General features: G+C 65.5%; 23 protein-coding genes and 1 riboswitch. Of the genes, 8 read left to right on the forward strand and 15 right to left on the reverse strand.

The features are described from left to right. Nucleotides 1-46: 46 nt before the first annotated feature. Both QM470_RS03085 and QM470_RS03090 read right to left on the reverse strand, forming a co-directional pair. Entirely contained in the window at nucleotides 47-982 is a 936-nt protein-coding gene (locus tag QM470_RS03085) for a helix-turn-helix transcriptional regulator (RefSeq protein WP_283338135.1), read from the reverse strand. A 13-nt stretch (nucleotides 983-995) separates the two neighbouring features. After that, nucleotides 996-1,643, reverse strand: coding sequence for a YbhB/YbcL family Raf kinase inhibitor-like protein (locus tag QM470_RS03090; protein ID WP_283338136.1), 648 nt, complete (start codon nucleotides 1,641-1,643; stop codon nucleotides 996-998). 394 nt (nucleotides 1,644-2,037) lie between these two features. Here QM470_RS03090 and QM470_RS03095 point away from each other — a divergent pair, with 394 nt between their 5' ends. Beyond that, nucleotides 2,038-2,448 (forward strand): VOC family protein, encoded by a 411-nt coding sequence (locus QM470_RS03095; RefSeq protein ID WP_283338137.1) that lies wholly within the window; start codon nucleotides 2,038-2,040, stop codon nucleotides 2,446-2,448. A gap of 333 nt (nucleotides 2,449-2,781) precedes the next feature. Here QM470_RS03095 and QM470_RS03100 read toward each other — a convergent pair whose 3' ends face one another. The 11 genes from QM470_RS03100 to QM470_RS03145 form a co-directional block, all read right to left on the reverse strand. After that, entirely contained in the window at nucleotides 2,782-3,882 is a 1,101-nt protein-coding gene (locus QM470_RS03100) for a hypothetical protein (RefSeq protein ID WP_283338138.1), read from the reverse strand. A 340-nt stretch (nucleotides 3,883-4,222) separates the two neighbouring features. After that, nucleotides 4,223-4,735: a CbrC family protein gene (locus tag QM470_RS03105; protein ID WP_283338139.1), complete on the reverse strand. Its 513-nt coding sequence runs from the start codon at nucleotides 4,733-4,735 to the stop codon at nucleotides 4,223-4,225. Nucleotides 4,736-4,835: 100 nt separating this feature from the next. Continuing rightward, on the reverse strand, nucleotides 4,836-5,216 hold the full coding sequence (locus QM470_RS21440; RefSeq protein ID WP_502846794.1) for an energy transducer TonB: 381 nt from the start codon (nucleotides 5,214-5,216) through the stop codon (nucleotides 4,836-4,838). Nucleotides 5,217-5,519: 303 nt separating this feature from the next. Further along, the gene (locus QM470_RS03110) at nucleotides 5,520-6,527 is read right to left on the reverse strand and encodes an LLM class flavin-dependent oxidoreductase (protein ID WP_283338140.1); all 1,008 of its coding nucleotides are present in this window, start codon (nucleotides 6,525-6,527) and stop codon (nucleotides 5,520-5,522) included. Beyond that, a complete protein-coding gene (locus tag QM470_RS03115) occupies nucleotides 6,511-7,320 on the reverse strand; it encodes an ABC transporter ATP-binding protein (RefSeq protein WP_283338141.1) in 810 nt (269 codons plus the stop codon). Before QM470_RS03115 ends, QM470_RS03110 begins: the two co-directional genes overlap by 17 nt. Before the next feature lie 14 nt (nucleotides 7,321-7,334). Beyond that, on the reverse strand, nucleotides 7,335-8,327 hold the full coding sequence (locus tag QM470_RS03120) for a FecCD family ABC transporter permease (protein WP_283338142.1): 993 nt from the start codon (nucleotides 8,325-8,327) through the stop codon (nucleotides 7,335-7,337). Further along, a complete protein-coding gene (locus tag QM470_RS03125; protein WP_283338143.1) occupies nucleotides 8,324-9,262 on the reverse strand; it encodes an ABC transporter substrate-binding protein in 939 nt (312 codons plus the stop codon). The genes QM470_RS03120 and QM470_RS03125 overlap by 4 nt, the downstream gene beginning before the upstream one ends. A gap of 107 nt (nucleotides 9,263-9,369) precedes the next feature. After that, the gene (locus QM470_RS03130) at nucleotides 9,370-11,586 is read right to left on the reverse strand and encodes a TonB-dependent receptor (RefSeq protein ID WP_283338144.1); all 2,217 of its coding nucleotides are present in this window, start codon (nucleotides 11,584-11,586) and stop codon (nucleotides 9,370-9,372) included. Nucleotides 11,587-11,789: 203 nt separating this feature from the next. Next, nucleotides 11,790-12,044, reverse strand: a riboswitch (cobalamin riboswitch). A gap of 141 nt (nucleotides 12,045-12,185) precedes the next feature. Further along, nucleotides 12,186-13,376, reverse strand: a complete 1,191-nt coding sequence (gene zigA / locus QM470_RS03135) for a zinc metallochaperone GTPase ZigA (RefSeq protein ID WP_502846795.1) — start codon at nucleotides 13,374-13,376, stop codon at nucleotides 12,186-12,188. 379 nt (nucleotides 13,377-13,755) lie between these two features. Further along, the gene (locus tag QM470_RS03140) at nucleotides 13,756-14,730 is read right to left on the reverse strand and encodes a Bug family tripartite tricarboxylate transporter substrate binding protein (RefSeq protein WP_283338146.1); all 975 of its coding nucleotides are present in this window, start codon (nucleotides 14,728-14,730) and stop codon (nucleotides 13,756-13,758) included. A gap of 35 nt (nucleotides 14,731-14,765) precedes the next feature. Further along, the gene (locus QM470_RS03145; RefSeq protein WP_283338147.1) at nucleotides 14,766-15,890 is read right to left on the reverse strand and encodes a mandelate racemase/muconate lactonizing enzyme family protein; all 1,125 of its coding nucleotides are present in this window, start codon (nucleotides 15,888-15,890) and stop codon (nucleotides 14,766-14,768) included. A 135-nt stretch (nucleotides 15,891-16,025) separates the two neighbouring features. Between QM470_RS03145 and QM470_RS03150 the strand changes: the two genes are divergently transcribed. Further along, nucleotides 16,026-16,910, forward strand: a complete 885-nt coding sequence (locus tag QM470_RS03150; RefSeq protein WP_283338148.1) for a LysR family transcriptional regulator — start codon at nucleotides 16,026-16,028, stop codon at nucleotides 16,908-16,910. 3 nt (nucleotides 16,911-16,913) lie between these two features. Here the strand turns inward: QM470_RS03150 and QM470_RS03155 are convergent, their stop codons facing one another. Beyond that, the gene (locus QM470_RS03155; protein ID WP_283338149.1) at nucleotides 16,914-17,852 is read right to left on the reverse strand and encodes a LysR family transcriptional regulator; all 939 of its coding nucleotides are present in this window, start codon (nucleotides 17,850-17,852) and stop codon (nucleotides 16,914-16,916) included. A gap of 103 nt (nucleotides 17,853-17,955) precedes the next feature. Here QM470_RS03155 and QM470_RS03160 point away from each other — a divergent pair, with 103 nt between their 5' ends. From QM470_RS03160 to QM470_RS03175, 4 genes are all read left to right on the forward strand, one after another. Then, complete coding sequence (locus QM470_RS03160) at nucleotides 17,956-18,327, forward strand: RidA family protein (RefSeq protein ID WP_283338150.1); 372 nt, start codon at nucleotides 17,956-17,958, stop codon at nucleotides 18,325-18,327. After that, nucleotides 18,324-19,301 (forward strand): threo-3-hydroxy-L-aspartate ammonia-lyase, encoded by a 978-nt coding sequence (locus QM470_RS03165; RefSeq protein ID WP_283338151.1) that lies wholly within the window; start codon nucleotides 18,324-18,326, stop codon nucleotides 19,299-19,301. Before QM470_RS03160 ends, QM470_RS03165 begins: the two co-directional genes overlap by 4 nt. A gap of 28 nt (nucleotides 19,302-19,329) precedes the next feature. Then, nucleotides 19,330-20,241 carry an amino acid ABC transporter substrate-binding protein gene (locus QM470_RS03170; protein WP_283338152.1) on the forward strand — a complete coding sequence of 304 codons (912 nt, stop codon included), beginning with the start codon at nucleotides 19,330-19,332 and terminating at the stop codon, nucleotides 20,239-20,241. Between the two features lie 243 nt (nucleotides 20,242-20,484). Beyond that, complete coding sequence (locus QM470_RS03175; RefSeq protein ID WP_283338153.1) at nucleotides 20,485-20,991, forward strand: arsenate reductase ArsC; 507 nt, start codon at nucleotides 20,485-20,487, stop codon at nucleotides 20,989-20,991. 149 nt (nucleotides 20,992-21,140) lie between these two features. On the opposite strand, the gene QM470_RS03180 is transcribed toward QM470_RS03175, so the two are convergent. Then, nucleotides 21,141-23,582 (reverse strand): membrane-bound PQQ-dependent dehydrogenase, glucose/quinate/shikimate family, encoded by a 2,442-nt coding sequence (locus QM470_RS03180; protein ID WP_283338154.1) that lies wholly within the window; start codon nucleotides 23,580-23,582, stop codon nucleotides 21,141-21,143. A gap of 276 nt (nucleotides 23,583-23,858) precedes the next feature. On the opposite strand from QM470_RS03180, the gene QM470_RS03185 reads away from it, so the two are divergent. Both QM470_RS03185 and QM470_RS03190 read left to right on the forward strand, forming a co-directional pair. Next, entirely contained in the window at nucleotides 23,859-24,530 is a 672-nt protein-coding gene (locus tag QM470_RS03185) for a TetR/AcrR family transcriptional regulator (RefSeq protein WP_283338155.1), read from the forward strand. Nucleotides 24,531-24,548: 18 nt separating this feature from the next. Continuing rightward, on the forward strand, nucleotides 24,549-25,226 hold the full coding sequence (locus tag QM470_RS03190) for a type 1 glutamine amidotransferase domain-containing protein (RefSeq protein WP_283338156.1): 678 nt from the start codon (nucleotides 24,549-24,551) through the stop codon (nucleotides 25,224-25,226). Nucleotides 25,227-25,237 lie beyond the last annotated feature (11 nt).

Here is a 25,237-nt window from a genome sequence, read left to right on the forward strand (position 1 = left end):
AAGGGGCCCTGCTGCACCTCTCGCGTCCAGGGCAATCAACAGCCCATCAACGCACAGCCGAAGGCAGATAGCCAAAGCGCGCCTTAAAGCGTTCGGCAAAGCGGGCACGTGACTTGTAGCCGCAGGCCTGGGCAATCTCCGGAACACTCCAGGACGTGGTTTGCACCAGCATCATGGCGTGGTGCATGCGCACGTCGATCAGGACATCCTCAAACCGCGCGCTTTCGCCCGCCAGGCGGCGGCGCAATGTGGCCTCGCTCACGGCCAGTGCTTTGCCCGCTGTCTGCGCCGTCCAGTGCTGGCTGGGGGCTTCGCCAATCAGGGCGCGCAAACGCCCGGACAGGCCCGGCGCCTGCGGCGGCCTGAACACGCCCCCACGCTCGGCCAGCGCCGCCAGAAAATCCATGGCGCGGTAGCGCAGGCGCTCGTCACTGATCTGCCCGTCTGCGGCACTGGCCAGCAGATGCTGCAAGGAGGACACCAGATCGGCATCCAGCGCAATCTGCTGAAAAGGTACGCCCGCCTGCACCGCCTCTGCCCCCGTGGCGCGCCCCCGGCGGAATGCGTCCAACAGCTCCGGCGACAGCGTCAGAAACACCGACCGGAAACGCTGTTCCACCCCGCCGGGTGTCTTGCACAAATCGGCACAGGTGTTGGCATCGACCAGCAGCAAGGACGCAGGCGTATCGACACCGATGCGGTGGTTGCCGGAATCCATGTCCAGCCGCCCTGCCGCAATCAGCAGCACCGTCGCGTCCTGAAACAGGAAGCGGGGCGTGTGCTGCACCTGCTTCAGACACGGCTGGGCCACGGTGCACAAGCCGCGCCGCCAGATGGGTGCGCCCGCAGGCAGCCGCCATGGCAGACCGTCCGCATCGGCTGCGTCGCGTGCATCGATGGCGGCCGCCAGCGGGGCCGCCCGATAGGCTGCCTGGTGGGCTGCTTGCGGGGCGGTCTGGGGAACTGGCTGCGCAAATGCCATGGTCAACTTGCTTTTACTGTGCGCTGGTCTGCAGCGACACCGCAGGGTTCAGGCTGTAAACCCCGGTGAGGCTGGCCTGCCCCAGTACCTGGGCCGATGCCAGGGCGGCACGCACATTGGCGCCCGTCAGCGGCCCATTCACGGCCAGCGTGGGGGTGGCCAGCGCGTAGACGGTGAACACGTAGTGGTGCAGCAGCGTGTCGTTCCAGGGCGGGCACGGGCCGTCATAGCCGTGGTAGTCGCCCTTCATCTGTTCATCACCAGCAAACCATCCGGTGTAGTCGTTCAGACCGTGGCGCCACCCTGCAGGTGCGGCAGGGCCGGCTTTGCCCCGGGGGGTGACACCGTCCGAATGGGAGCCCGCAGCGATGTGCGTGACGTTGGCGGGAATGTCCAGCAGCAGCCAGTGAAAGAAGTCCACGCGCGGCAAGGAGGACGGAACCTCGCGTCCCTCCTGGTTCACATCGTCGCCCTTGCTGGGCACGTCCGGGTCATGGCAGACGATGACAAACGACTGCGTGCCCGCCGGCACATCGCTCCAGGCCAGATGCGGGTTGCGGTTGGACGACAGGGCCACATGAGATGCCGCATCAGGCACCGCAAACGCGAATTCACCGGGAATGGACTGGCCGTCTTGAAAACTCTGGCTGATAAGTTGCATGGAAATCCGTCCTGCAGTGGTTGGGCTGATGCGACATGCATCCACCGTCCTGCAGAAGTGTAGGGAGTCCAGCGCACACCAAAGCACCAAATCCGATCAATCGAGACAGCACAGGCTGTCAATTTGCATGTATTGGGTTCTGATGGGCAGTTGTTCGCCCTTCGCGCATCAGCTTGCAGCATGTCTGCGGCCGGGGCTGCTGCGGGCCAGAAGCTCCCCCATGCATCCCGGTCAGTCAGGGCTTCCAGCTGGTTACGGCCATTGCCAACCAGCCAGCCCATGCCCTGCACGACAACCAACGCCGTTCGCTGACAAAGGTGCAGCGGGATACCCTGTTGACGTCGCTAACCAATGCCCGAAGATGCCCTCTCCATGCCGACCTTGAAAGGCCCACATGTCCCAGAAAATCTTCGTCAACCTGCCCGTCGCTGACCTGCCAAAGGCCAAGTCCTTCTATGAAGCGATCGGCGCCGTCAACAACCCGCAGTTCACCGACGACACCGCCGCCTGCATGGTCCTCTCCGACAGCATCTACGTGATGCTGCTCACCCACCCGAAGTGGGCCACGTTCACCCAGAAACCTATCGTCGACGCCCACGCTGCCAGCGAAGTCATGCTCTGCCTGAGCGCCGACGACCGCACGGCGGTGGACAACATGGTGGCGGCCGCTTCCACCCACGGCGGCAAGGCGGACGTGACCCCGTTGCAAGACCTCGGGTTCATGTATGGCCGCAGCTTCGAGGACCTAGACGGCCACATCTGGGAAATCATGTTCATGGACATGGGCCAGATGCCCCAAGGCTGAAGCGACCTCGACCACAGGCAACGCCTGCTGATGGGCACCTTATGACCTTCCCTGCGAGGCAGTGAAGTGGCGCGCTGCTCCGGCTGCAGTGACACTCTGGCCTGTGTTTCTCGAAGAATGCCAACGTCTCTGGCTGGGATCGTATTGCGGGGTATCAGCTTCCTAGCATGTCCGTCTATGCATGCTGTCAGGTAGGAGCAACCGCTGGTGGCATAAAGAAGCGGACAGGCAATCTTGAAACCAACAGATGGACAAAAAGATTACGAGGTCTGCCAACAGGACGCGGCATCGAACAAACTTTGAGGTACTGAATACGTGGCCGGAGCGAAGATATCACTTAGAAGGAATCTTGGGTAACTCAAGCTTCTTTACTAACTCCATCAGCAATTCTTGAAAATTAATTGGATACGAATCCATTCCAACATGAGCAAAGTCGCGGCCGCCGAACAATTTGGCGGCTACCTCGCCTTTTATCCTGTGCTGTATGTCTTGTGGCAGCGAGGCCAAATATGGACTGATCGCTTTCAAATCCAAAGCGGTCTGAAGGTGCAAGTATTGTTGCGCACGGTGCTTTGCGGACTCCCTGGCAAGGTACGCGGCGGGAGCTGAAAGTAGAAAAGCGAGCGCCACTCTGAATAGCGACTTCTGCCACTTAAAGTCCTGCTGAATTGTCTCCCAGAACGAGTACCCTAGCACTCCGACAATGAGGATCATGCAGAGTAAAGATGCGATGCGCAGCCAATCTGCCGCAGCCTTTTCCGAGGCAGCACTCTTTTCAAAGTCGCCAGCGATTGCGCGACCTGAAACATGCCCCAAAATTGAATCTATTTCGTCTTTTTTCGTTTTTACTTGGTCAAGTGCCTCAAGATATGCATCGTTTATTTTGGACAACGCCTCTTGGGATTTCTGGTCGACACCCTTAAGATTCTCTTCCGTTATCAACAGTCTCCGCTCATTCTCGGCTAAGCTTTTCTTAATCCGCTCATCATGCTTTTCCTGCTCTAGAAGGATTTGCTCAATACGCTTAAGGCTATCAGCGGCCGCCCCTCTTTTTTGAGTATTTTGAGAGTGAGGCGATATCGAGAGCGGTGCGAACGTTCGCTCATCGTTCTGTGTCTGCTGCTCAAGGTCTTTCGCTGTTTCCCCCATAGACTTTGCAATGCGCTTTACCCGCTCGTCTATACCTTTCATATTTTGAAGACGTTGGGGAATTGCTGTTCCGTATATCACAATGTGCTTCACGGATTGCAGGGTTTTATCTAAATCATCGGTTTCAGAATGCTCTATATATAATTCATAATTTTTCTGAAACCCATCAAATACATCTCTTACTTCAGAAGAAACTGGCGTATTTCCAAGATGCGACTTCAAATCATTATAAAAATCAAGTAGTGTCGATACTTTATCGTCCAAGGCCTGTGCGAGATCGTTCATCGTTGTGCGTTGAAGCCATATGGAATGGCCGCCATTCAATTTGTTACAACCACTATACCTTGTGCGCTGAACAGGCAAATGATCAATCGCAGCAAGGCCGATGAGTGACAGCTTTGCAGCTTGAGTACGACTGGCTGCTCTGGGTCGCAAGTTCCTGTTCGTTCGCCGTGAAAGCGGCATCCAGCGACCTATCTTCCTGCATTTGCGTCCCTATCTGCCATTCAACACCACGGCGCTCGCTGATAGCAGCTTAGCGTCTCATGAATCAATTTGCAGCGGGCGGATGGGACCATGCAGCTGTACACCCCGAATAACTTAGATAACTAGGATCAGGGGACGCTCAGTCCAGATCAAGCACCGCGCGATAGCGGTCACCGTTCACTTCCTTGAAGATCAGCAAATAGGGGGAAGGCCCGGCTGGCTCCGTCCAGCCGACCTCGGCGAAGGTCTCGCTGATCGCCGAGCGCACCGCATCGATCGCCAGCAAGCCTTTGTCTTCTCCATAACCCATAAACGCCATGGGCACGCTGTCCAGCACCGGCCATGCAAAGGGGTTGAAACAGGCGACGCCGGGCGTGCGCTCCAGCAATTCTTGCTCCAGCGCTGCCTCCGCACCATCGAGTTCGATGTCGTGAAAACTGAAACCCTCTCCTTCCAGGAAAGCATCCAACCTGCCATCCGCAATGCAGCATGCGCAAATGGTCGGGCTGTCGGCCCGCATATAGATGTTGCCTCGGTACTTCCAGCCACAGGGCTGGGCACAGACACCGCAGGGCTCATCAGACGGCTCGAAAGCACGGCCTTCTTGGTAGGCTCCGGGGTTGAAACGGAAAAAGGGCTGTCTTTCGCTCATGGTGGTGGCATTGTCACGTCGATTGCTGCGCCTGGAATCGTTGTGCACGCATGTGATGTTCAAGCCGGCTCCAGCACGTTGCAATTGACCAGCCGCGCCTTTATTTGATGGCGAAGTTGAAGGGGATGATTGACCACATGGCCTCCGCGACACCGTTGCGCTCGCCTGGAACAAAGCGCCAGCTAGAGACAGCTGTCAGGGCGGCATCGTCCAATAGCTGGTGCCCACTCGAAGTAAATATCTCGGTTTGCGAAGCTTTTCCGTCGGCTCCGACAAGCACACGGAGCACGACCTTCCCCTGTTGACCCGCACTTCTAGCTTCTGGAGGATAGACAGGGAGCATGTTGCGATGCGCGCTGAGCTTTTCGGACGCGCTCGCTGGCGCTGGCGTGGAAGGGGCTGGCTCTGTGTGTACCGCGCACCCCGCAGAAAATGCGGCCCCTAAGATGACCACCAGCCATTTATATCGGTCGTTGCGCATCGATTTCCTTGTAGTTGTGTTCTTCCCTGCCGCACAGACATTGCCGTGGCAAATCTGCCCCCCTGTTTGCAAACCCGGCGCCACCCGCCGCCGATGGTTTGGGCAGCCTCCATGTTTTTATCCAACTGCAAAGTGTAAGTCTCTGCGCAGCCGGAGGTCAGCAGGCCCCGCCCGTGACAGCGGCAGAGCGGTTGCCACAGTGCCCCACAGCGAAGCCTGCATGCGGCGCAGGCGCACTCACTCGCAGCCGGTGCTTGCAGCCGGCTGCGGCTGCGGCTGCGGCTGCGGCTGCGGCTGCCCCGGCTACCGTACCGCCGGCAGGACCTCTTGCGCAAACAGTTCCATGCCGGCCAGGGCAGTGGCATTGCTCCACAGCCCGTTGGCGTTGAACACGCAGCGCAGCTGGTGGATACCGGTGCGGGCTTCCAGCGCCTGGATCTGGGCGATACAGGCTTCGGGCGTGCCGTGGATGAACAGGTCGCGCAGCAGTTGGTCCCGGTCGACGGGTGGCACGTCGGCAGGCGCGATGCCGCGCTTGCCGGCGAAGTACACCCTGCGCTGGTAGTACGGGGCCCACAGCGTGTCCAGCTGGGCTTGCACCTGTGCGTCGGTGGCGCCTATGCATACATAGCGCGCCAGGGAGGAGCGGGCGCGCAGCGGCGCGCAGTCCTGCCCGGTTTGCTGGGCCACCTGTGCCAGGCGTTCCAGCTGCCCGGTTTCCGGGGGTTCCAGGCTCAGCAGCAGTGGCAGGTCTTCGCCCAGCGCAAACCCCAGGGTCTCGCTGGTGGAGCCGGCCACGTAGATCGGCGGGTGCGGGCGCTGCACGCCCGTAGACGCCAGGGTGCGGGGGGCGAACTGCCAGGGGTCCTGCGGGCCGCCCGCAATGGTTGCGCCGCTCAGGCCGGAGCGAATCAGGCGGCATGCGGTCTCGAACCGCTCCCGCGTCTGCGACGGGTCGATCTGCAGGGTCTGCAGCGACGCAGGCTCGGTGCCGCGCCCCACCCCGATGTCGATGCGCCCGCCGCTTTGGTAGTCGACCTGCGCAATCTCTTCGGCCAGCATCAGGGGATGGTGCAGCGGCAGCACCAGCACCGATGTGCCCACGCGCAGCCTCTGGGTGCGGGCCAGCAAGGCCGACGCCAGCAGCAGCGGCGACGGATACGGCCAATGCGCATCAGGCACGCGGAATTCGCTGAACCACACGCCATCAAAACCCAGCACGTCCGCACGTTCGAACAGCGCAAAAAAATCGCCAGGCTGGCCCAAGGTGGCCTCCCGGGTCCAACCCGCCAGATCAATCCGCACAGCCATCCTCCTTCTTGCGGCGCGCCCGCAGCAGGACCTGGGGCGGCGCGTCGATACGGTCAAATTCCACCTGGAACACGGCGTCCAGTGCGGGATCGGTCAACAGCTCCTGGGCGGCGCGGTCCTGCACCACGCGCCCACGGTCCATGGCGATGACCCGGTCAAAATGGGCAAAGGCCAGGTCCAGGTCGTGCATGACCACCAGCACCAGCTTGTCGCGGCCTCTTTGGGCCAGCGCATCAACCAGCTCCAGCCGGTGTCGCACATCCAGGGCGGCGCCGGGCTCGTCGGCCAGCAGCACCGGCGGGTCCGTGGCCAGCACGGTGGCCAGCAGGCAGCGCGCCTGCTCGCCCCCGGACAGCGAGTTCCAGCGCCGGCTGGCAAAGGCCTGCAGCCCGTGCTGCTGCAGCACACCGTCCATGTCCACAGACGGGCCCAGGCGCATCTGCAGCAGTTCTGCCAGGGTGACATCCCAGTACGGTGAAAACCGCTGGGGCATGTAGCCGATGCAACGGGCGCGCTCCGCGAAAGACAGGCGCTGCAGCGGCGCCCCGCGCCACAGGACCTGGCCCTGGCTGGGTGTTTGCAGCCCCGCCAGCATGGACAGCAACGACGATTTGCCGGCCCCGTTGGGGCCGATCAGCGCAATGGCGCCGCGCGCGGGCAGCGCCAGCGAGACCTGGTCCACCACCCGGCTGCCCCGGTGCTGCAGCACCAGGCCCTGGGCGGCGAGTACGGGCTGTGCACCAGGTGCATCCGGCGCGGCTGCTGTATCCGGTGCGTCCTGCGGCTTGTGCATGGGAAACCTCACGGTCATGACGCGCGCAGGCGCCGCGCCAGCAGGATGATGAAGAACGGGCCACCGGCGATGGCAGTGATCAGCCCAAGCGGCACTTCCGCCGGTGGCAGCACGCTGCGCGCCAGGGCATCGGCCACGGTGACGACGATGGCGCCCACCAGGGCGCTGGCGGGCAGCACCACCCGGTGCATGGGCCCTACCATCCAGCGCGCAATGTGCGGTGCGGCCAGCCCGACAAAGGCCACCAGCCCACCGTAGGCCACGGCGGCCGCCACCACCAGGGAGCCCACCAGCACGGCCAGGGGAATGAAGCGCTCCGGGTTCAGGCCAAAGCCCTTGGCCACCGTGTCGCCCAGGCCCAGCAGGTCCAGGCCGCGGGCCAGCGGGCGTGTGGCGACCACACAGCCCAGGGTGATGCCGGCCAGCACCAGCAGGCCGTTCCACGACGGGGTCTGGATGCCGCCCAGCACCCAGCTCATGACCACCTGCAGGCTGACGGTTTCATCGGACAGGGCCAGCATCAGGAAAGAACGCAGCGCGCCCAGCATGGCGGCCAGCGCCACGCCGGCCAGCAGCAGGCCGGCCGCATCCAGCGCGCCCGCAGCCCGGGCGACGGCCAGCACCAGCAAGGTGGAGCCCCAGGCGCCGGCAAAGGCCAGCACCGGCAGCACCAGGCCCTGGGGCAGGCCCAGCGGCACCAGCAGGGCCACTGTGGCGCCCAGGGCCGCACCGCCGGATGCGCCCAGCAGATAGGGTTCAGCCAGCGGGTTGCGGAACACGCCTTGAAAGATGGCCCCCGACAGGCCCAGTAGCGCGCCCACGCAGGCCGCCGCCGCCACGCGTGGCAGGCGCCACTGCAGCAGCAGCCGGCTGTGCAGGGAATCGTCGCCGCTCAGCGCGCGCCACAGCTCGGGCACGCTGGCCCACTGGTGGCCGGCGCAGGCCGCGCCCAGCAGGCACAGGGCCAGTACCAGCAGCGCGGCCCCCCATGTTGTGCGTGAAGTCATATCGGGTGCAGTTGCCGGGCCAGCGATTCGATACCGTCGAAGGTGCGCGGCCCGGGGATCAGGAATTCGGAGCGGGACACGGTCCAGCAGTGGCGCTGGCGCAGGGCCCGCATGTCGCGCCAGCCGGGCTGGTGCAGCAGATCGTCCAGCCCCGCCTGGTTGCCGGCGAACAGCAGCACATCCGGGTCGGCGGCCAGCACGGCTTCGGGCGACACCTGGGCCAGCACGCCCAGCGCCGGCAGTGCGTGCTGGCAGCCGGCGCGCACCATGGCTTCGCCGGTGTAGGTGCCCGGGCGGGCCAGCAGCAGCATGCCGTTGCCCGCGCGCCCGGTGACCATCAGCGCCCGCAGGTGCGGCCGGCCGGCCACGGTGGCATCCACGGCCTGCAGCCGCGCATGCAGGGCTTGGGCCAATGCAGCGCCGCGTTCGGGCTCGCCGCAGGCCTGGCTCACCAGGCGGATGTTGTCCAGCACCTCCTGCAGGGTGCGACTGAGCAAAACCATGATGGGCACTCCTATGCGTTCCATGGGCGCGACGAGCTGGGTGGCGGCCTGCCGCGCCGGGGTCACGATGACCAGATCCGGGCGCTGGGCCACCACGGCATCCACGGAAAATCCCAGCCGGCCGCCGACCTTGGGCAGGCCCAGCACCTCGGCCGGGTAGCGGGTGAAGTCCTCGACACCGACGATGCGGTCCACCAGCCCCAGGGCGGCGACCAGTTCGGTGTTGGACGAAAAAATGGTGACGATGCGCCGGGGCGGCCGAGGCAGCCAGACGGCGCGCCCCAGGGCATCCTTCAGGTGGATGCCCGAGGCCGCCTGCATGGCCTGCTCTGCTGCCCCCGCAGGGCCGGCCGGACCGGCCTGCACCGTGGGCACGGTAAGGCCGGGCAGCAGGGCGCCGCCCGCCGCCACCGCGCCCCAGCGGCGCAGCACGGCGCGCCGGGACAGTGCGCCCGGAAGCGCGTCAGGAACTGCACCCGAAAGTGCGTCCTGGGGTGCTTCCGGAAGGGGGCTGGCGGGCCTGTGCATGCAGCCTGGCCTCAGAAGTCGGCCTGCAGGCCGACCATCAGCTCGCGTCCGGGCATGGAGGTGCCGCAGCCGCCGTTCTGGAAGCGCGCATCCGCCAGGCAGGGCGAGCGGTCCTGGGCGATGAAGATGGGGCTGCGGTTCAGGTTGAAGACGTTGTTCACCGCCGCAAACAGCTTCACGCTGCGGTTCACCCGGTAGTCGCCGCGCAGGTTCCACACCGTGAAGGCGCCCTTGCGGTGGATGTAGGTGCTGCTGGGTTCGCCCTGCGGCACCAGCAGGTTCTCTTCGGTGTCGTACCACATCGGTCCACGCAGCAGCGCCGTGAGCTGCATGCTCCAGTCGCCGGCATTGCGGTCCATGCCCTGCGCGTAGCGCATGCCGGCCGAGGCCTGGAAGCGGTACATGCGCTGCACGCGGTCGGTGTTGGCGGTGGGCGCCGCGCCCTTGTCGCGCATGTCGAAGTGGTAGTAACCGCCCGCAAAGGCGCTGAGCGACTGGCCCGGCAGGCCCAGGGCCAGCACCTGCTTGAGGTCGACGTTGGTGGTCAGCTCCAGGCCGCGCGCCACGACTTCTGCGGCGTTGTTGGCATAGTCCGAGGTGTTGGTGCTGGGGCCCCGGGATACGGTGGTGATGCGGTTGGAGATGACGTTCTGGAATAGCGCTGCGTCCACCTTCCAGCCCGGCTGCGTGAAGGTGGCGCCCACTTCGATCTGGCGGCTGGTCTCGGGCTTCAGATTGGGGTTGCCGAAGGTGCGCCCGCCGCCCACGGCGGTGAAGTCGGCGGCCAGTTCGGTGGCAGTCGGCGCCCGGAAGCCGGTGGCGATGCCTGCGCGCAGGTTCCAGTCGTCGGTGGCCTTCCAGGTCGAACCCAGGGACCAGGTGTGGGTGTCGTACTTGCGCACATTGGACTGGGCAAACGCCAGGTTGGGCGTGGGGTCGAACCGGGTCTCGCCCCAGGTCTTGCGCAGGCCGCCGCGCAAGGTCAGCCGGTTGTCCAGCAGGGTGTGGGCGTCTTCCAGGTACAGCGCCTTGGTTTCTTCCGTCTGGTTGTTGTCGTACGGCGCCACCTGGCCGGCCGGGCCGCCGGGCATGGCCACGCGGAAGCGGTCCGAGCGCAGATGGCTGCGTTCCCAGTCCACGCCCACCAGCAGGTCGTTGGCGGCAGACAGGCGAAAGCGCGGCTGCAGGCGGATGCCGGTGGCGTCCAGCTTGCGGTCGTTGTAGTCGCGCGCCGTGCCCGGCACCGGGTTGGTGCCGCTCTTGATGACGGGGGACGCCCAGTTGAATTCGTCCTCGTCCACGAAGTGGTAGACCTGCGCCAGCCAGCTGACCGACTGATCGGCCAGCGCGCCGGTGTAGGTCAGGTCCAGCGAGCGGTTGTCGCGGTTGTCCTTGCTGTAGATGTTGGACCCGGATCCCCGGAAGCCCGCGTTGTAGATGCCGTCGGTGCGCGCCTGCAGCTCCACCCGGTTCAGGCTGTCGATCTGCAGCCCCAGGGCGGCCACCGCACCACGGCGCTTCCAGCCGGTGTTCTGCATGACGGTGCCGCCGTCACCGGACTTGTAGTCATCGCGGGCGCTGGTGTTCAGGCCCACATACCAGTCCAGCATGCCGCTGGTGCCTGCGGTCTGGGCCTGGGTGCTCCAGCCGCCCCAGGAACTGCCGGTCACCGTGACGCGGTTCAGCGGGCCGCTGGCGCCGGTGCGCAGGATGATGTTGATCACCCCGCCCATGTTCTGGCTGCCGTACACCACCGAGGCGGGGCCGCGCACGATTTCGATGCGGTCCACATCCGTCAGGCTGAGCTTGGACAGATTGGCCGTGCCGGCGCGGCGGCCATTGAGCAGCACCAGCACCTGGCCCTTGAAGTCGCGCCCCTGGCCGTCGGTGGCGGCGCCGCGCAGGTTCAGCGATGTCTGGGCCGCCGTCCATTCGCTGAGGAAACCCACCGCATGTTCGGCCAGCAGGTCGGTGACCGAGCGGGCCGACGAGCGTTCGATGTCCTGGCGGTCGATGACCTGGGTGGTGGCGGCAATGCGGGCACGGTCCTCGGGCCGGGCCGTGGCGGTGACGAAGACATCGCCCAGCGCGGCAGTCGGTGCCGATGTCGAAGTCGATGCGGAGGCAGCGGCCGTGGCGGCAGAAGCAGCAGAGGCCGCGGTGTGGTCGGCCACGCCCTGGGCGTGGGCACCCCACAGCGCGCAGCACAGCGCGGCGCCGGCGGTCACGGGCTTCAGGGCGGAAAGGGGAAAAGCGACAGGCCCGCAGAGGGGGCCTGGGGAAACACGGGAAGGGGTGCGCATGCGCGGCTCCAGATGGCCCTGCTCTCCCGCAAGGCCGATTCAAGAAAACATCCGCAGGCATGCATGCGCAGGCGGGACAGCTCGGCGCACGAACCCATCCAACCTGGACTGCGCGCTCACCCGCGGCGTCCAACAAAAGTGACAAGGCCGGTATCCGGGCTCGCGAAATGCCGATGTCCCGGGACATCCGTCCTGGAACTTTCGGCCCACTCCACGCCTTCCCACGCAGTGCGCAGTGGCTTCAGGTCTTACCTGGGTGCAGAGGGTGATTCGCTTACCGTTGCGGGGGCAGCGCAGGCATTGCACTCCATGGAGTGCACCTGCTTCCCGTTTAACTCCAGTGGCCGTCAGGCCAATGCAGCACCTCGTAACAAGCATTGAAATGTATCTCAATGCAGCGAGGAATTATCGTTCAGGACACATGTCCGCAACGGACACAACACGCCGGACACATCCGGAATGCATGCCCTGGCAGCTGATGGAGCGCAGCGCTGCATAAAGGCTGCAGCCGGGCATGCACCGCGTCAGTCCCAGGCCGGGAACGGGTCATGAAAGCCGGTCCAGGCCTTGGGGGCCAGGGCCATCTCGTGGTCGGTCAGCAGGCAGGCATCCAGCCGCTGGCGCAGCGCCGATTCGTCCATGCCGATGCCGATCAGCACCAGTTCCTGGCGGGCATCGCCCACGCGCTCGTCCCAGTGCTGGGTGATGGTGGCCAGCGACTCGGGCTCGCGCGGCCACTGTTCACGGGGCACGGCAGCCCACCAGCGCCCTGCCCGGCCATGGCGGCACACGGCGCCGGCCTGCGACCAGTTGCCCGCATAGAGGGGGCGGCTGGCCAGCCAGAAAAAACCTTTGGAGCGAATGACACCGGGCCATTCGGACCCCACCAGGGCGTGAAAGCGCCTGGGGTGGAACGGCCGGCGCGCGCGGTAGACAAAGCTGCCGATGCCGTATTCCTGGGTTTCCGGTGTGTGCTCGCCACGCAGCTCTTTCAGCCAGCCCGGGGCCTTGGCCGCCTCGTCGAAATTGAACAGCTTGGTGGACAGCACCGACGCCAGCAGCACCTTGCCGAAACTGGATTCCACGATGCATGCACGCGGGTTCAGGGTCTTCAGGATGGCGATGAGCCGCAGGCGCTCTGCCCCGGTGATGAGGTCGGTCTTGTTGAGCACCAGCACATCGCAGAACTCGACCTGTTCCACCAGCAGGTCCACCACCTTGCGCTCGTCCCCCTCGCCCATTGATTCCCCGCGCCCCTGCAGGCTGTCCCGGGATTCGTAGTCCTTGAGGAAGTTGAAGCCGTCCACCACGGTGACCATGGTGTCCAGCACCGCAATGTCCGACAGGCTGGCGCCCGCTTCGTCGGTGAAGGTAAAGGTCTCGGCCACCGGCAACGGCTCGGAGATGCCCGTGGATTCGATCACCAGGTAGTCAAAGCGCTTTTCCCGGGCCAGGCGGCGCACCTCCACCAGCAGGTCTTCGCGCAGGGTGCAGCAGATGCAGCCGTTGCTCATTTCGACCAGTTTTTCCTCGGTCCGGGACAGGTCGCTGCCGCCTTCGCGCACCAGCGCTGCGTCGATGTTGACCTCGGACATGTCGTTGACGATGACCGCGACGCGCAGGCCTTCGCGGTTGTGGAGGATGTGGTTGAGAAGCGTCGTCTTGCCTGCGCCCAGAAAGCCAGACAGGACGGTGACGGGAAGAAGCTTTGCCATCGCCGGTACCATGAACAAGATTTGATAATGATAACTCATTATCAAATACAAAGACAAAAACAGCAGCGAACACGTCACCCCGCCATGCTGTTGCCCAGCCCCTTGTTGGACAGCGCCCTCCGGGCCTGCATACACCCGGAAGGCGCTCGGCAGCCCAGTGCACCACCCGGCAGAAAGCAAAGCCCCCGCTGTGCGTACACAGCGGGGGCTTTTGGTATCAGTCGTTTCACGGGCTGCCGCGGCGTCGGCGGTACAAGCGACCGCTGTCTGCCATCTGCCACCGGCAGCCCGTACGGGGCTCCGCACATGCGGGGTGATCGGCACCTGATCGACTGCCTCCACCCGCAACGCCCTGGGCGGCGACTGCCCTGCCCTGGGTTCAGGCGTCCACCCGGATCCCGCGCGACTGGATGAGGTTGGCCCACTTGGCCCGCTCATCCCGCATGAATGCCTCAAAGCGCTGCGGCGTTCCGCCGCCGTCTTCGGCCCCGAACTCTTCCAGCTTGCTCACCACATCCGGCATGGCCAGGATGCGGTTGACGTCGGCATTGATGCGGGTCACCACCTCGACAGGCATCTTGGCCGGGCCAACCAGGCCGAACCAGATGCTGGCGTTGAAGCCAGGGTAGCCCTGTTCGGCCACGGTGGGCACATCCGGGAAGGCTTTCACGCGCTTGGTGCCGGTCTGTGCCAGCGCGCGCACCTTGCCGCCTTTGATGAAGGGCGACGCCGTGGTCATGCCTTCGAACGCATAGTCGATCTGCCCGCCCAGCAAGTCCGTCATCACATTCGATGCGCCCTTGTAGGGGATGTGCAGGGCCGACACCCCGGCCGTCTGCTCGAACAGTGCCAGCGCCAGGTGCTGGGCCGATCCCGTTCCGGAAGAGCCGAAGCTGATTTCGCCGGACTTCTTCTTCAAGGCCGCCAACAGTCCTTGCATGGAGGTGGACGACTTGGGGCTGGCCACCAGCACCTGCGGGGTCTGCCCCACCAGCGCAATCGCCGCAAAGTCCCGCTCGGGGGAAAAGCCGAGCTTGGGGTTGAGCGCGGGGGCAATGCCCAGGGCGTTGATGTGGCCCATCATCAGGGTGTTCCCGTCGGCCGGGGCCTTGGCCACTTCGGCCGCCGCAATCAGGCCGGCCGCGCCGGGCTTGTTTTCCACGATGACGGGGATGCCCCACAGCGTGTTCAGCTTGTTGGCGATGATGCGCGCCAGGATGTCGGTGCCGCCGCCGGCCGAGAAACCGACCAGGATTTTGACCGGCCCCGCCGGGGGCTTGCCTTGGGCAAAGCCGGGCTGGGCACAGAGTGCGCCGGCTGCGGCGACCGTGGACAGAAATTGTCTGCGTTGCATGGTATGTCTCCTTTTTTTATATGGGCCGAGGGGTCTTACGCCACCTTGCTCCAGCGGCCGAACTTCGCCACCTGTGCCTCGTCAAAGTTGAAGCCCAGGCCGGGCGTCTGGTGCAGAACGACACGGCCCTTTTCCTGCGACAGCTGGCGGTCCAGCAGGCGGCGGAAGTTCAGGACCTGGTCATCCCAGAAGAATTCGACGTAGCGCGCGTTCGGCGTGGCCGCCACCAGCGGTGCGTGCACGTCGTGGAACCAGTGCGGGCACATCTGGATGCCGTAGCCGGCGGCCATGGCGGCAATGCGCTTCCATTCGGTGATGCCGCCGCACACGGCCGCATCGGTCTGCAGGATGGAGGCGGCCCCCATGTCCAGCAGGTGCTTGTGGTACCAGCGGCCGTAGCCGATTTCCGCCGTGGCCACGGGAATGCGGGTGAGCTTGGCCAGGCGGGCATGGCTTTCCACGTCGTCGGGGCTGAACGGCTCTTCGATGAAATAGGGGTCGTACTGCTCCATGCGGCGCAGGTACTGCATGGCCTGCACGGTGTCGACCCAGCCGTTGTTGCAGTCCAGCATCAGTTCCACATCGGGGCCGATGGCTTCGCGGGCGGCCTTCACGCGCGACTCTTCGCCCTGGGGCGACCAGCGACCGGTCTTCATCTTGACGGCCTGGAAGCCCAGCTCGACATAGCTGGCCATTTCCTCGCCCAGGTGCCCGGCCGTCTTGCCTTCCACGTAGTAGCCGCCGCTGGCGTAGGCGGCCACGGTGTCCAGCTCCACCGCGCCGAGGTATTTGTGCAGCGGCAGCTGGGCGGTGCGCGCGTTGAGGTCCCACAGGGCGATGTCCAGGGCGCTGAGCGCACGCATCACCGTGCCCATGCGGCCTTGCAGCAGGGCTTCCTGGTACATGTCCTTCCATAGGCCTTCGACAGCCAGCGAGTCGCGGCCCAGCAGCACCGGGGCCAGCAGCTGTTCGACCGCCACGCGAAAGATTTCGCCCGCCGCGTTGCCGACGTAGCAGAAGCCTATGCCTTCGACCCCGTCGGTGCTGCGGATCTTGACCAGGCCGTAGTGGCGGTCCACCACGGTGCGGTTCGACAGGTAGGTGACTTTGTCCAGCGGCACGCGCGCGACGCAGACTTCGATGGATTGGATGGTGGGCATGCGGGCTCCTGAGGTGAGGTACGAAAAAAGGAATGACCGAGAGGAATGACCAAAAGGAATGGCCGCACTGTGCGCCGCATGGGCTCCACAAAAAAGATGGTGTTTGGTGGTTCAGATCACGCAAAATACGTTTTTATGGATTCGCGTTTTCTACAGAGCTTCATTGCCGTTGTGGACTGCGGCTCGATTGCCGATGCCTCGCGCCGGCTGGACCTGCCCCCCACCACCGTTGCGCAGCAGATGCGTGCGCTGGAGGCCGATGTCGGCAGCGCACTGCTGACGCGGGTGGGCCGTACCGTGCGCCCCACCGTGGTGGGCGCGCGCATCGTGGACCAGGCCCGGGAGGTGCTGAAATCGGTGGAAAACCTGCGCTCCGTGGCCTCGGCCACCGAACTGCCAGCGGGCCCGCTGCGCCTGGGGGCCACGCCCACGGCGCTGATGGGGCTGGTTCCGCCGCTGCTGCGCCGCTGGATGCGTGCCCACCCTGCCATCCAGGTCTATATCGAGCCCGGGACTTCGTCGCTGCTGCTGGACCAGGTGCTCGCCGGCAACCTGGACGCGGCCATCCTGGTGCACCCCACGTTCGCCATGCCCAAGACCTGCGAGTGGCGGCTGCTGCGCAATGAGGCGCTGGTGCTGCTGACGCCCCAGGACATGCCGGTGCAGGACCCGCTGCTCACGGCCGCACGCGAGCCCTTCATCCAGTACGACCGCAAGGTGGTGGCCGGCCGCATGGCCGACGAGTACCTGCGCAGCCACCACATCAAGCCCAAGGTGCGGTTTGAGCTGGACGGGATTGAGCACATCGCCCAGCTGGTGGCGGAAGGGTTTGGCGTGTCCATCCTGCCGGACTGGCCGGTCATCGGCCCTGCCGATCCACGCATCCGCCGCTGGCCGCTGCCGGCCCCCTGCCCCTCGCGCGAAGTGGGCATGGTGTGGCAGCGGTCTTCCATCCGCTCGCCCCTGGCTGCCGCCCTGTTCGAGCTGGTCGGCCCGCCGCCGTCCCGCAGGCCGGGCTGAGCGTCAGCGCCCGGAGCGCTTGGGCGCCGCCGGGCGGCGCGGCCCGGGCCAGGGGCGCGGCGATGCCGCACGCGGGATGCCGGCGGCCGCTTCCAGGCAGCCGATCAGGCAGTCCACCGCGGCGTCTGCACTGGCGGCCTTGCGCGACAGCAGGCCGATCTCCCGGTAGAAGGTGTCATCACCCAGAGAGATCAGCCGGACACCGCTCAGGTACGGCATATAGGCTTCGGTCACCGGGAACAGGGACACGCCCGCATCCGCCGCCACCAGAGACGCCATCGCCGGGATCTCGTCCATCTCTATCGACTCCCGCACCACCAGGTTGCGGCTCTTGAGAAAGCGGTCCACCTGCCTGCCGCCAAACGTGGAACGGTCCAGCCGCAGAAAGGGCAGGGACTGCAGCAGTGAACGCCAGTCCGCCCCCTTCACCGATTGGGCCACCGCCAGGCGGAAGGGTTCCCGCACCAGCGGGTACCAGCGCATGTCCGGCATCAGGCCGAACGGCGGGCGAATCATCACCGCCAGGTCCATGGCGGCCAGGTCGATCTGGTTGAGCAGGTACAGCGACGGTCCCGGGACCACACGCACCGGCTGGTGGGGGTGGATCTGGCGAAAGTCGACTAGCGCCCGGGCCACCAGGCTGGGCTGCAGCGACGACAGCGCCCCGAGCTGCAGCACCACGTCCGAAGCGTCGCTGTCGGCCGGGTCGCCAAGCCGGGAAAACCGCGCAATGAGTTCCTCGGCCTGATCGACCACGCGCAGCCCCGCCGCGTTCAGGGTGGCCGACCTGCCCGTGCGGTCGAACAGCGCCAGCCCCAGCGCTTCTTCCAGGCGTTTGATCTGGCTGCTGACCGCAGACTGGGTCAGACCGATCTTCCCGCCCGCGGCGGCGAACGTGCCGCAGCGCGCGACTGCGACCAGGGTTTTGAGTTCGGTGAGCATCGATTTTCGTGGAGCTAAGCCCCAATTTTTATCGATTTTCTTAATTGACTGCGCTGCATAGACTTTGCTTCAACCGTTCTTCTTTGCAACGAAAGGCACAACCATGGGCAACGACGCACTCCCCGTACAAGGCGGGCATTACAGCCGCAGCAAGGTGGCCGCAGGCCTGCTGTTTACCGCAGGCCTGGTCCCGCGGGACAGCGAACGCCAGTTGATCGGTCACACCGTGGAAGACCAGACACGCGCCGTGCTGGCGCAGTTGCAGACCATCCTGACCGACGCGGGCTGCAGCCTGTCGAACCTGGTGCGTGTTCAGGTTTACCTGGCGGACCTGGGCGACTTTGCGCGCTTCAACGCCACCTACGCGGCGGTGATGGGCGACGCCAAACCCGTGCGCACCACCACAGGCTGCGCCTTGAATGGCGTGCTGGTGGAGATTGACGCGATTGCCGACCTTAGCGGGGTGGCAGCATGAGCGCCGCAGCCCCCCATTTTGATGACGTGCGCAGCGCTGCCCAGCGCCTGCAGGGCATCGCCCACCGCACGCCGGTGCTGACGTCGACCTACCTGAACCAGGAGGTCGGCGCGGAGCTCTTTTTCAAGTGCGAGAACCTGCAGCGCATGGGTGCCTTCAAGTTCCGCGGTGCCTACAACGCGCTGGCCCAGCTGGACGATGCCCAGAAGCAGGCCGGTGTCGTCACCTTCTCCTCGGGGAACCACGGCCAGGCCGTGGCCATGTCGGCCCGCCTGCTGGGCATGCCCGCCACCGTGGTCATGCCGTCCGACGCGCCCACGATGAAGATCGCGGCCACGCGGGGCTATGGCGCCGACGTCGTGCTGTACGACCGCTACATGGACGACCGCGAGGCGATCACGGCCGACATCGCCCAGCGCTCGGGCGCGCTGTTCCTGCACCCCTATGACCATGCGGACGTGATTGCGGGCCAAGGCACTGCGGCGCTGGAGCTGTTCGATGAAGTGGGTTCTCTGGACGCCCTGCTCACCCCGCTGGGCGGCGGCGGGCTGCTGGCCGGCTCCGCCCTGGCGGCGCACGGTGTGACGCCCGCCTGCCAGGTCTTTGGCGTGGAGCCCCTGGCGGGCAACGACGGCCAGCAGTCCCTACGCGAAGGCCGCATCGTCACCATTGCGGCCCCCAAGACCATCGCCGACGGCGCCCAGACCAAGAGCGTAGGCCACCTGAACTTCCCCATTCTGCAAAAGCATGTGAGCGAGGTGCTGACGGCCACCGACGGCCAGCTGGTGGATGCCATGCGAGTCTTCGCATCGCGCATGAAGCTGGTGGTGGAGCCTACTGGCTGCCTGGCCCTGGCGGCCGTCCGCGCCCAGCGGGCGCGCTTTGCCGGCCGGCGCATAGGCATCGTCATCAGCGGCGGCAACGTCGATGTTGAACAGATGTGCGCACTGTTTTCAGGCCCTGCGGCGGCCTGAGTTTTCTGCCCTCCACCACCGAATAGCCATGAAAAAACTTGCCCTTCGTTCCTGTGCCTGCCTGGCTGCCGCACTGCTTGCTTTCCCCGCTGCCGCCCAGAATGCCGACACGCTGCAAAAGATCCGGCAATCAGGATCCGTCACCATGGGGGTGCGGGATTCGTCCGGCGCGCTGTCGTACACCCTGGGCAACGGCGCCTATGTGGGCTACCACGTCGAGGTGTGCCAGAAGGTGCTGGCGGACATCCAGCAAAAGCTCGGCCTTTCCAAGCTGGACACCCGGTACCAGGTGGTGACCTCGGCCAACCGCGTGCCGCTGGTGCAGAACGGCACCGTGGACCTGGAGTGCGGCTCCACCACCAACAATCTGGCCCGCCAAAAAGATGTCGCCTTTGCCGTCACGACCTTTGTGGAGGAGGTGCGCATTGCCGTCAAGGCAAACGCCGGTATCCACTCTCTGAAGGATCTGTCCGGGCGCAACATCGTGACCACCTCGGGCTCCACGTCGGTGCAGACGCTGAGAAAGAGCGAACGCACCAACGGCTTCGATCTGAAGATCATGTTCGGCAAGGACCATGCGGACAGCTTTCTGCTGCTGGAGTCCGGCAGAGCCGATGCCTTTGTGATGGACGGCTCGCTGCTGGCGGGTCTGATTGCCAAGTCGCGCACCCCGGGCGATTTCAAGCTGGTGGGTGAGGTGTTGAGCGTGGAGCCGATTGCCATCATGCTGCGCAAGGACGATGCCCCGTTCAAAAAGGCGGTCGATGACAGTCTGAAGCAGATGATGAAGTCGGGCGAGCTCACCCGGATCTATGAAAAATGGCTGATGCAGCCCATTCCGCCCAGCAACACCCAAATTGCGCTGCCCATGAGTGACAGCCTGAAGGCGGCCATTGCCACGCCGAACGACCTGCCGATGGAAGAGTACGGCAAGAAGTAAAGCCGCTCTACGGGGAGACCGGCATCGGGCGGCGAGGCAGGGAGCGCCGGAGCAAGCCGGCATCAAGGCGCTGCGCCCCTGCCCTGCGGGGACCGCAGTTGCATGCCTGCCATCGCCGGACCGTGCCTGGCCGGCCCGCTGTCATCAAGCTGCAAACATTGCCGTGTCAGATGGTGCGGCGGGCGCCGGCATGCGGCATGTCGGTGCCCGCCTGTTCATCCCTGCTCCCCATCCCGAGAATCCATGACCGACACCACCGCCCCCCTGAATGTGCTGTTCCTGTGCACCCACAATGCCGGACGCAGCATCCTGGCCGAGGCCTTGCTCAATGACATCGGCCAGGGCCGCTTTCACGCCTATTCGGCCGGCAGCAGCCCGCGCCCTGGCGAGCAGCCCCACCCGCTGGGCCTGCAGGTGCTGCAGCGGGCCGGCGTGCCGGTGGACGGGCTGCGCAGCAAGAGCTGGGACGAGTTTGCCGCGCCGGACGCCCCGCACATGGACCTGATCATCACGGTGTGCGACGACGCGGCCGAGGAAGTCTGCCCGGTATGGCCGGGCCACCCCGCCACAGCGCACTGGGGCTACCCGGACCCGGCCGCCGGCGACGCGCCGGATGCCGCCAAGCTGGAGGCCTTTCGCCAGACCCTGCACATGCTGCACCTGCGCCTGGAGCTGCTGGTCAACCTGCCCACCGACAAGTTGGAAAAGGCTCGCCTGCAGGGCACGGCCCGCGAACTGTCCAGCCACTGAAGCGGCGGGTCTACACGGACTCGCCGTCCCCCCTCCCACGCATCGCCCACATATCACCCGTACATCGCCCATAAAAAAACCCCGGCACGGGCCGGGGTGGGATGGGAGCGGCTGCACAGGAGGCAGCGCTGCACCGAGGAGTCGGCGCCTTACTTGCGGGGCAGCGCGTAGGCGACCACGTAGTCGCCGCGGTCCGGCGAGTTGCGGGCGCCGCCGGCCGAGACCAGCACGAACTGCTGGCCGGTCACAGGCGACTGGTAGCTGATGGGCGTGCCCTGGCTGCCCACGGGCAGACGGGCCTTCCACACTTCCTTGCCGGTGCCGGTTTCATAGGCGCGCAGGTAGTAGTCCTGGGTAGCGGCGATGAACACCAGACCGCCCTGGGTGGCCAGGGTGCCACCGATGGTGGGCATGCCGATGGGGATGGGCAGGCCCATCTTGATGCCGAAGGGGCCGGTGTCCTTGACGGTGCCGACCGGCACTTGCCAGGCGATCTGCTGGGTCTTGAGGTCCACGGCCGTCAGCGTGCCGAAAGGCGGCTTCTGGCAGGGAATCTCCAGCGGCGACATGAAGCGCACCTTGGCGTTAATCGCGTAAGGCGTGCCGTCCAGGGGCACCGGCTTGGTGATGGCTGCGGCTTCGTTGCCGTCGGCCTTGGCGCCCACGTCGGCCGGGTCGGCCTTGATCAGCTGCACTTCCAGGCCCACGCGCATGTCGTTGATGAACAGGTAGTTGTTCGTGGGATCGACCGACACGCCGCCCCAGTTCATGCCGCCCAGCGAGCCGGGCAGGTTCAGCGACGCATCGGTGCCCGGGGGCGTGAACAGGCCGGTGTAGCGCTTGGACTTGAACTTCACGCGGCACAGCAGCTGGTCGAACGGCGTGGCACCCCACATGTCCGATTCCTTCATGTCGGCAGCGCCGATGCTGGGCATGCCGACGGAGAAGGGCTGGGTGGGCGAGTAGGTTTCGCCCTCGATGTTGCCGGCGGGCACGGCACGCTCCTCGACCTTGGTCAGGGGCTTGCCGGTGGCGCGGTCCAGCACGAAGAGCTGGCCGGCCTTGGTGCCGAACACCATGGCTGGGGTGGTCTTGCCGCCTTCGCCAGGAAAGTCCACAAAGGACGGCTGCATGGGCACGTCAAAGTCCCACAGGTCGTCGTGCACGGTCTGGTAGACCCACTTTTCCTTGCCGGTGCTGGCGTCCACGGCCAGCATGGAGGCGCCGTACTTGCGGTCCAATGCCGTGTGCTTCACGCCCCACAGGTCCACGGCCGCGCTGCCCACGGGCATGAACACGGTGTTGGACTGCGGGTCGTAGGACATGGGGGCCCAGACATTGGGCGTGGAACGGGCGTAGGTCTTGCCTTCGGCCGGAGCGCTCTGCTGCTCGGGGTTGCCGGGGTCAAAGGCCCAGCGCAGGGCGCCGGTGACCACGTCGAAACCGCGCACCACGCCGCCAGGCATGTCGGTGCTGACGTTGTCGGCCACACGGCCGCCGATCACGATGGTCGTGCCGGCCAGCGTGGGAGCGGAGGTGGGGTAGTACTGGCCCTTGTCGGCGCCCTTGCCCATGCCGGCGCGCAGGTCCACGCGGCCGTGGGTACCGAAGTCTTCGCAGAAGGCGCCGGTGTCGGCGTCCAGGGCGATCAATTCGGGGGCCACACTGTTCATCAGCACACGGCGCTGGCAGGCAGCACCGGCCGGCACGGACACGGCCTTGACGGGGGTGGCGCCTGCCACGCTGGGCTGCACCTGGGGCTGGGTGGCATCAAAGTACGCCAGGCCGCGGCAACGCATCCACTTCTTCTGCTTGGCGTTGATCTCGGTCTTCCACAGCTCCTTGCCGGTGGTCGCGTCCAGGGCAATCACATTGTTGTGGGGGGTACAGACAAAGACCTGGTTGCCGATCTGCAGGGGCGTCAGTTGGTCTTCGGCACCGCCGCCGCCGGGGCTGACGGGCACATCGCCGGTCTGGTAGGTCCAGGCCAGCTGCAGGTCCTTGACGTTGCTGCGCGTGATCTGGTCCAGGGCCGCAAAACGGGTGGCACCGGGCGTGCTGCCGTAGTGGGCCCAGTCGGCAGGCGCCTGGCCGGGGGCCACGGGCTGCAGCACGGTGGCATCGGCCTTGGCGGACACCGAGGCGTGGGGCAGGAACATGCCGCCCACGGTGGCCAAGCAGCCCAGCGCCAGCACACCCGCCACGGCGAACGATGCACCGCGCAGCGATGGCAGCGCATGGGCGCGGCGCAGCACGGGGAAGGTCAGGGCCACCAGGATGCCCAGGCCGGCCAGCAGCAGCACGCGCGAGACCAGGGGCCAGAAGTCCAGGCCGGCATCCGCCAGCGCCCAGACCACGGTGGCCACCAGGGTGGCGCCATAGATCAGCGCACCGCTGGGGCGCTGGCGCACCAGTTGCACGCCGGAAGCCACCAGGGCCACACCGCTGAGCAGGAAGTACCAGCTGCCCTTCAGGGCCACCAGCTGGTAGCCGTAGAACGCGAAGAACAGGCCTGCGGCCAGAAGGCACAGACCCAGAACGAGCAACCACACCTTGGCAGCCAAGGAGGGTAGCGTTTGTTGTTTTTTCATTTTTACATCCGATTGGGTGTGCAAGGCGCCGCACCGCCGTGGGTGGGACAGTGGGCTGGCCTGGACAGTCGGCCACTCGCACAAGCTATGAGGCATCGGCCTTGATCTACGTCAAGATCCGAGGGCGGATTATTGCGCCCCCGGAAAATCATCTATTGACAAGGTGAATTCGATACGCAGAAACGCGTAGCCGCTGCCCGCCGCGCACCAAAGACCCTGCCGGCATTGCTTTTGAATGAAATAGACGACCGGTCTATTTTTCATACAATGCACGCCATGACACTGAGCAAAAAAGCCGAAGCAACACGCCAGCACATCCTGGACACCGGGCACCAACTGGTGCTGCACAAAGGGTTTGCGGCGCTCGGCCTGCAGGAGATCCTGAAGTCCTGCAACGTCCCCAAGGGGTCGTTCTATCACTACTTTCCGTCGAAGGAAGCCTTTGGCTGCGAGCTGCTGCAGCAGTATGTCGACGGCTATGGCCGCAAGCTGGAAGGCCTGTTGACCGCCGAGGGCAACGGCTACCAACGGCTGATGCGCTACTGGGATGCCTGGATTGCCGCGCCACACGATGCCGCATGCGGCTGGGCCGAGGAATGCCTGGTGGTCAAGCTCGCCGCCGAAGTGGCCGACCTGTCGGAAGACATGCGCCGCGTGCTGGACGCCGGGGTGCAGCGCCTGCTGGCACGGATTGCAGCATTGATCGATGCGGCCCGCGCAGACCACTCCTTGCCTGCTGGCGCGCCATCGCAGGCACTGGCCCGCGTGCTCTACCAGATGTGGCTGGGCGCCGCGCTGCTGGCCAAGCTGAGCCAGGACAAGACCTCTTTGGTGCAGGCACGCGAGACCACCGTGCTCCTGCTGACCTGCGACGCCGCACGGGCCACCCACGCGCAGGCCGCCCACACGCGGGCCGCCCAGTCTCCCTCCCCCGTCCCCCACCCCTGAACACCCAAGGAGCCACCCATGAAAGTTCTGTTTGTACTGACATCGCACGACCGTCTTGGCGACACCGGCCACAAGACCGGTTTCTGGCTGGAAGAGTTTGCAGCGCCCTACTACGTCTTCCAGGACGCCGGCGCAGAGATCACGCTGGCCTCCCCTGCTGGCGGGCCTCCCCCGCTGGACCCCAAGAGCGACGCCCCGGATGCGCAAACCCCGGCCACCGAGCGCTTTCGCCGTGACCCCCAGGCGCAGGCCGCGCTGGCAGCCACCACGCCGCTGACCCAGGTCAACGCCCAGGATTTCGATGCCGTCTTCTACCCCGGCGGCCACGGCCCCCTGTGGGACCTGGCCAACGATGCCGCGTCCATTGCCTTGCTGGAAACGTTTGAGCGCGCGGGCAAGCCGTTGGGCCTGGTCTGCCATGCGCCCGGTGCACTGATCCATGTGCATGCGGCAAACGGCCAACCCCTGGTCAGCGGACGGCGCGTCACCGGTTTCACCAACAGCGAGGAAGCCGCGGTCGGCCTGAGCGCGGTGGTGCCTTTCCTGATCGAGGACGAGTTCACCCGCCTGGGCGGCCGCTTTGAAAAAGGCCCGGACTGGCATGAGCATGTGGTCACCGATGGCCGCCTGGTGACAGGCCAGAACCCCGCCAGCAGCGAGGCCGTGGCCAAGGCGCTGCTCTCCCTGCTTGCTTGAAAAAGGACATT

The sequence above is a fragment of the Comamonas sp. 17RB genome, assembly GCF_030056555.1.
Classification (GTDB): Bacteria; Pseudomonadota; Gammaproteobacteria; order Burkholderiales; family Burkholderiaceae_C; genus Comamonas; species Comamonas terrigena.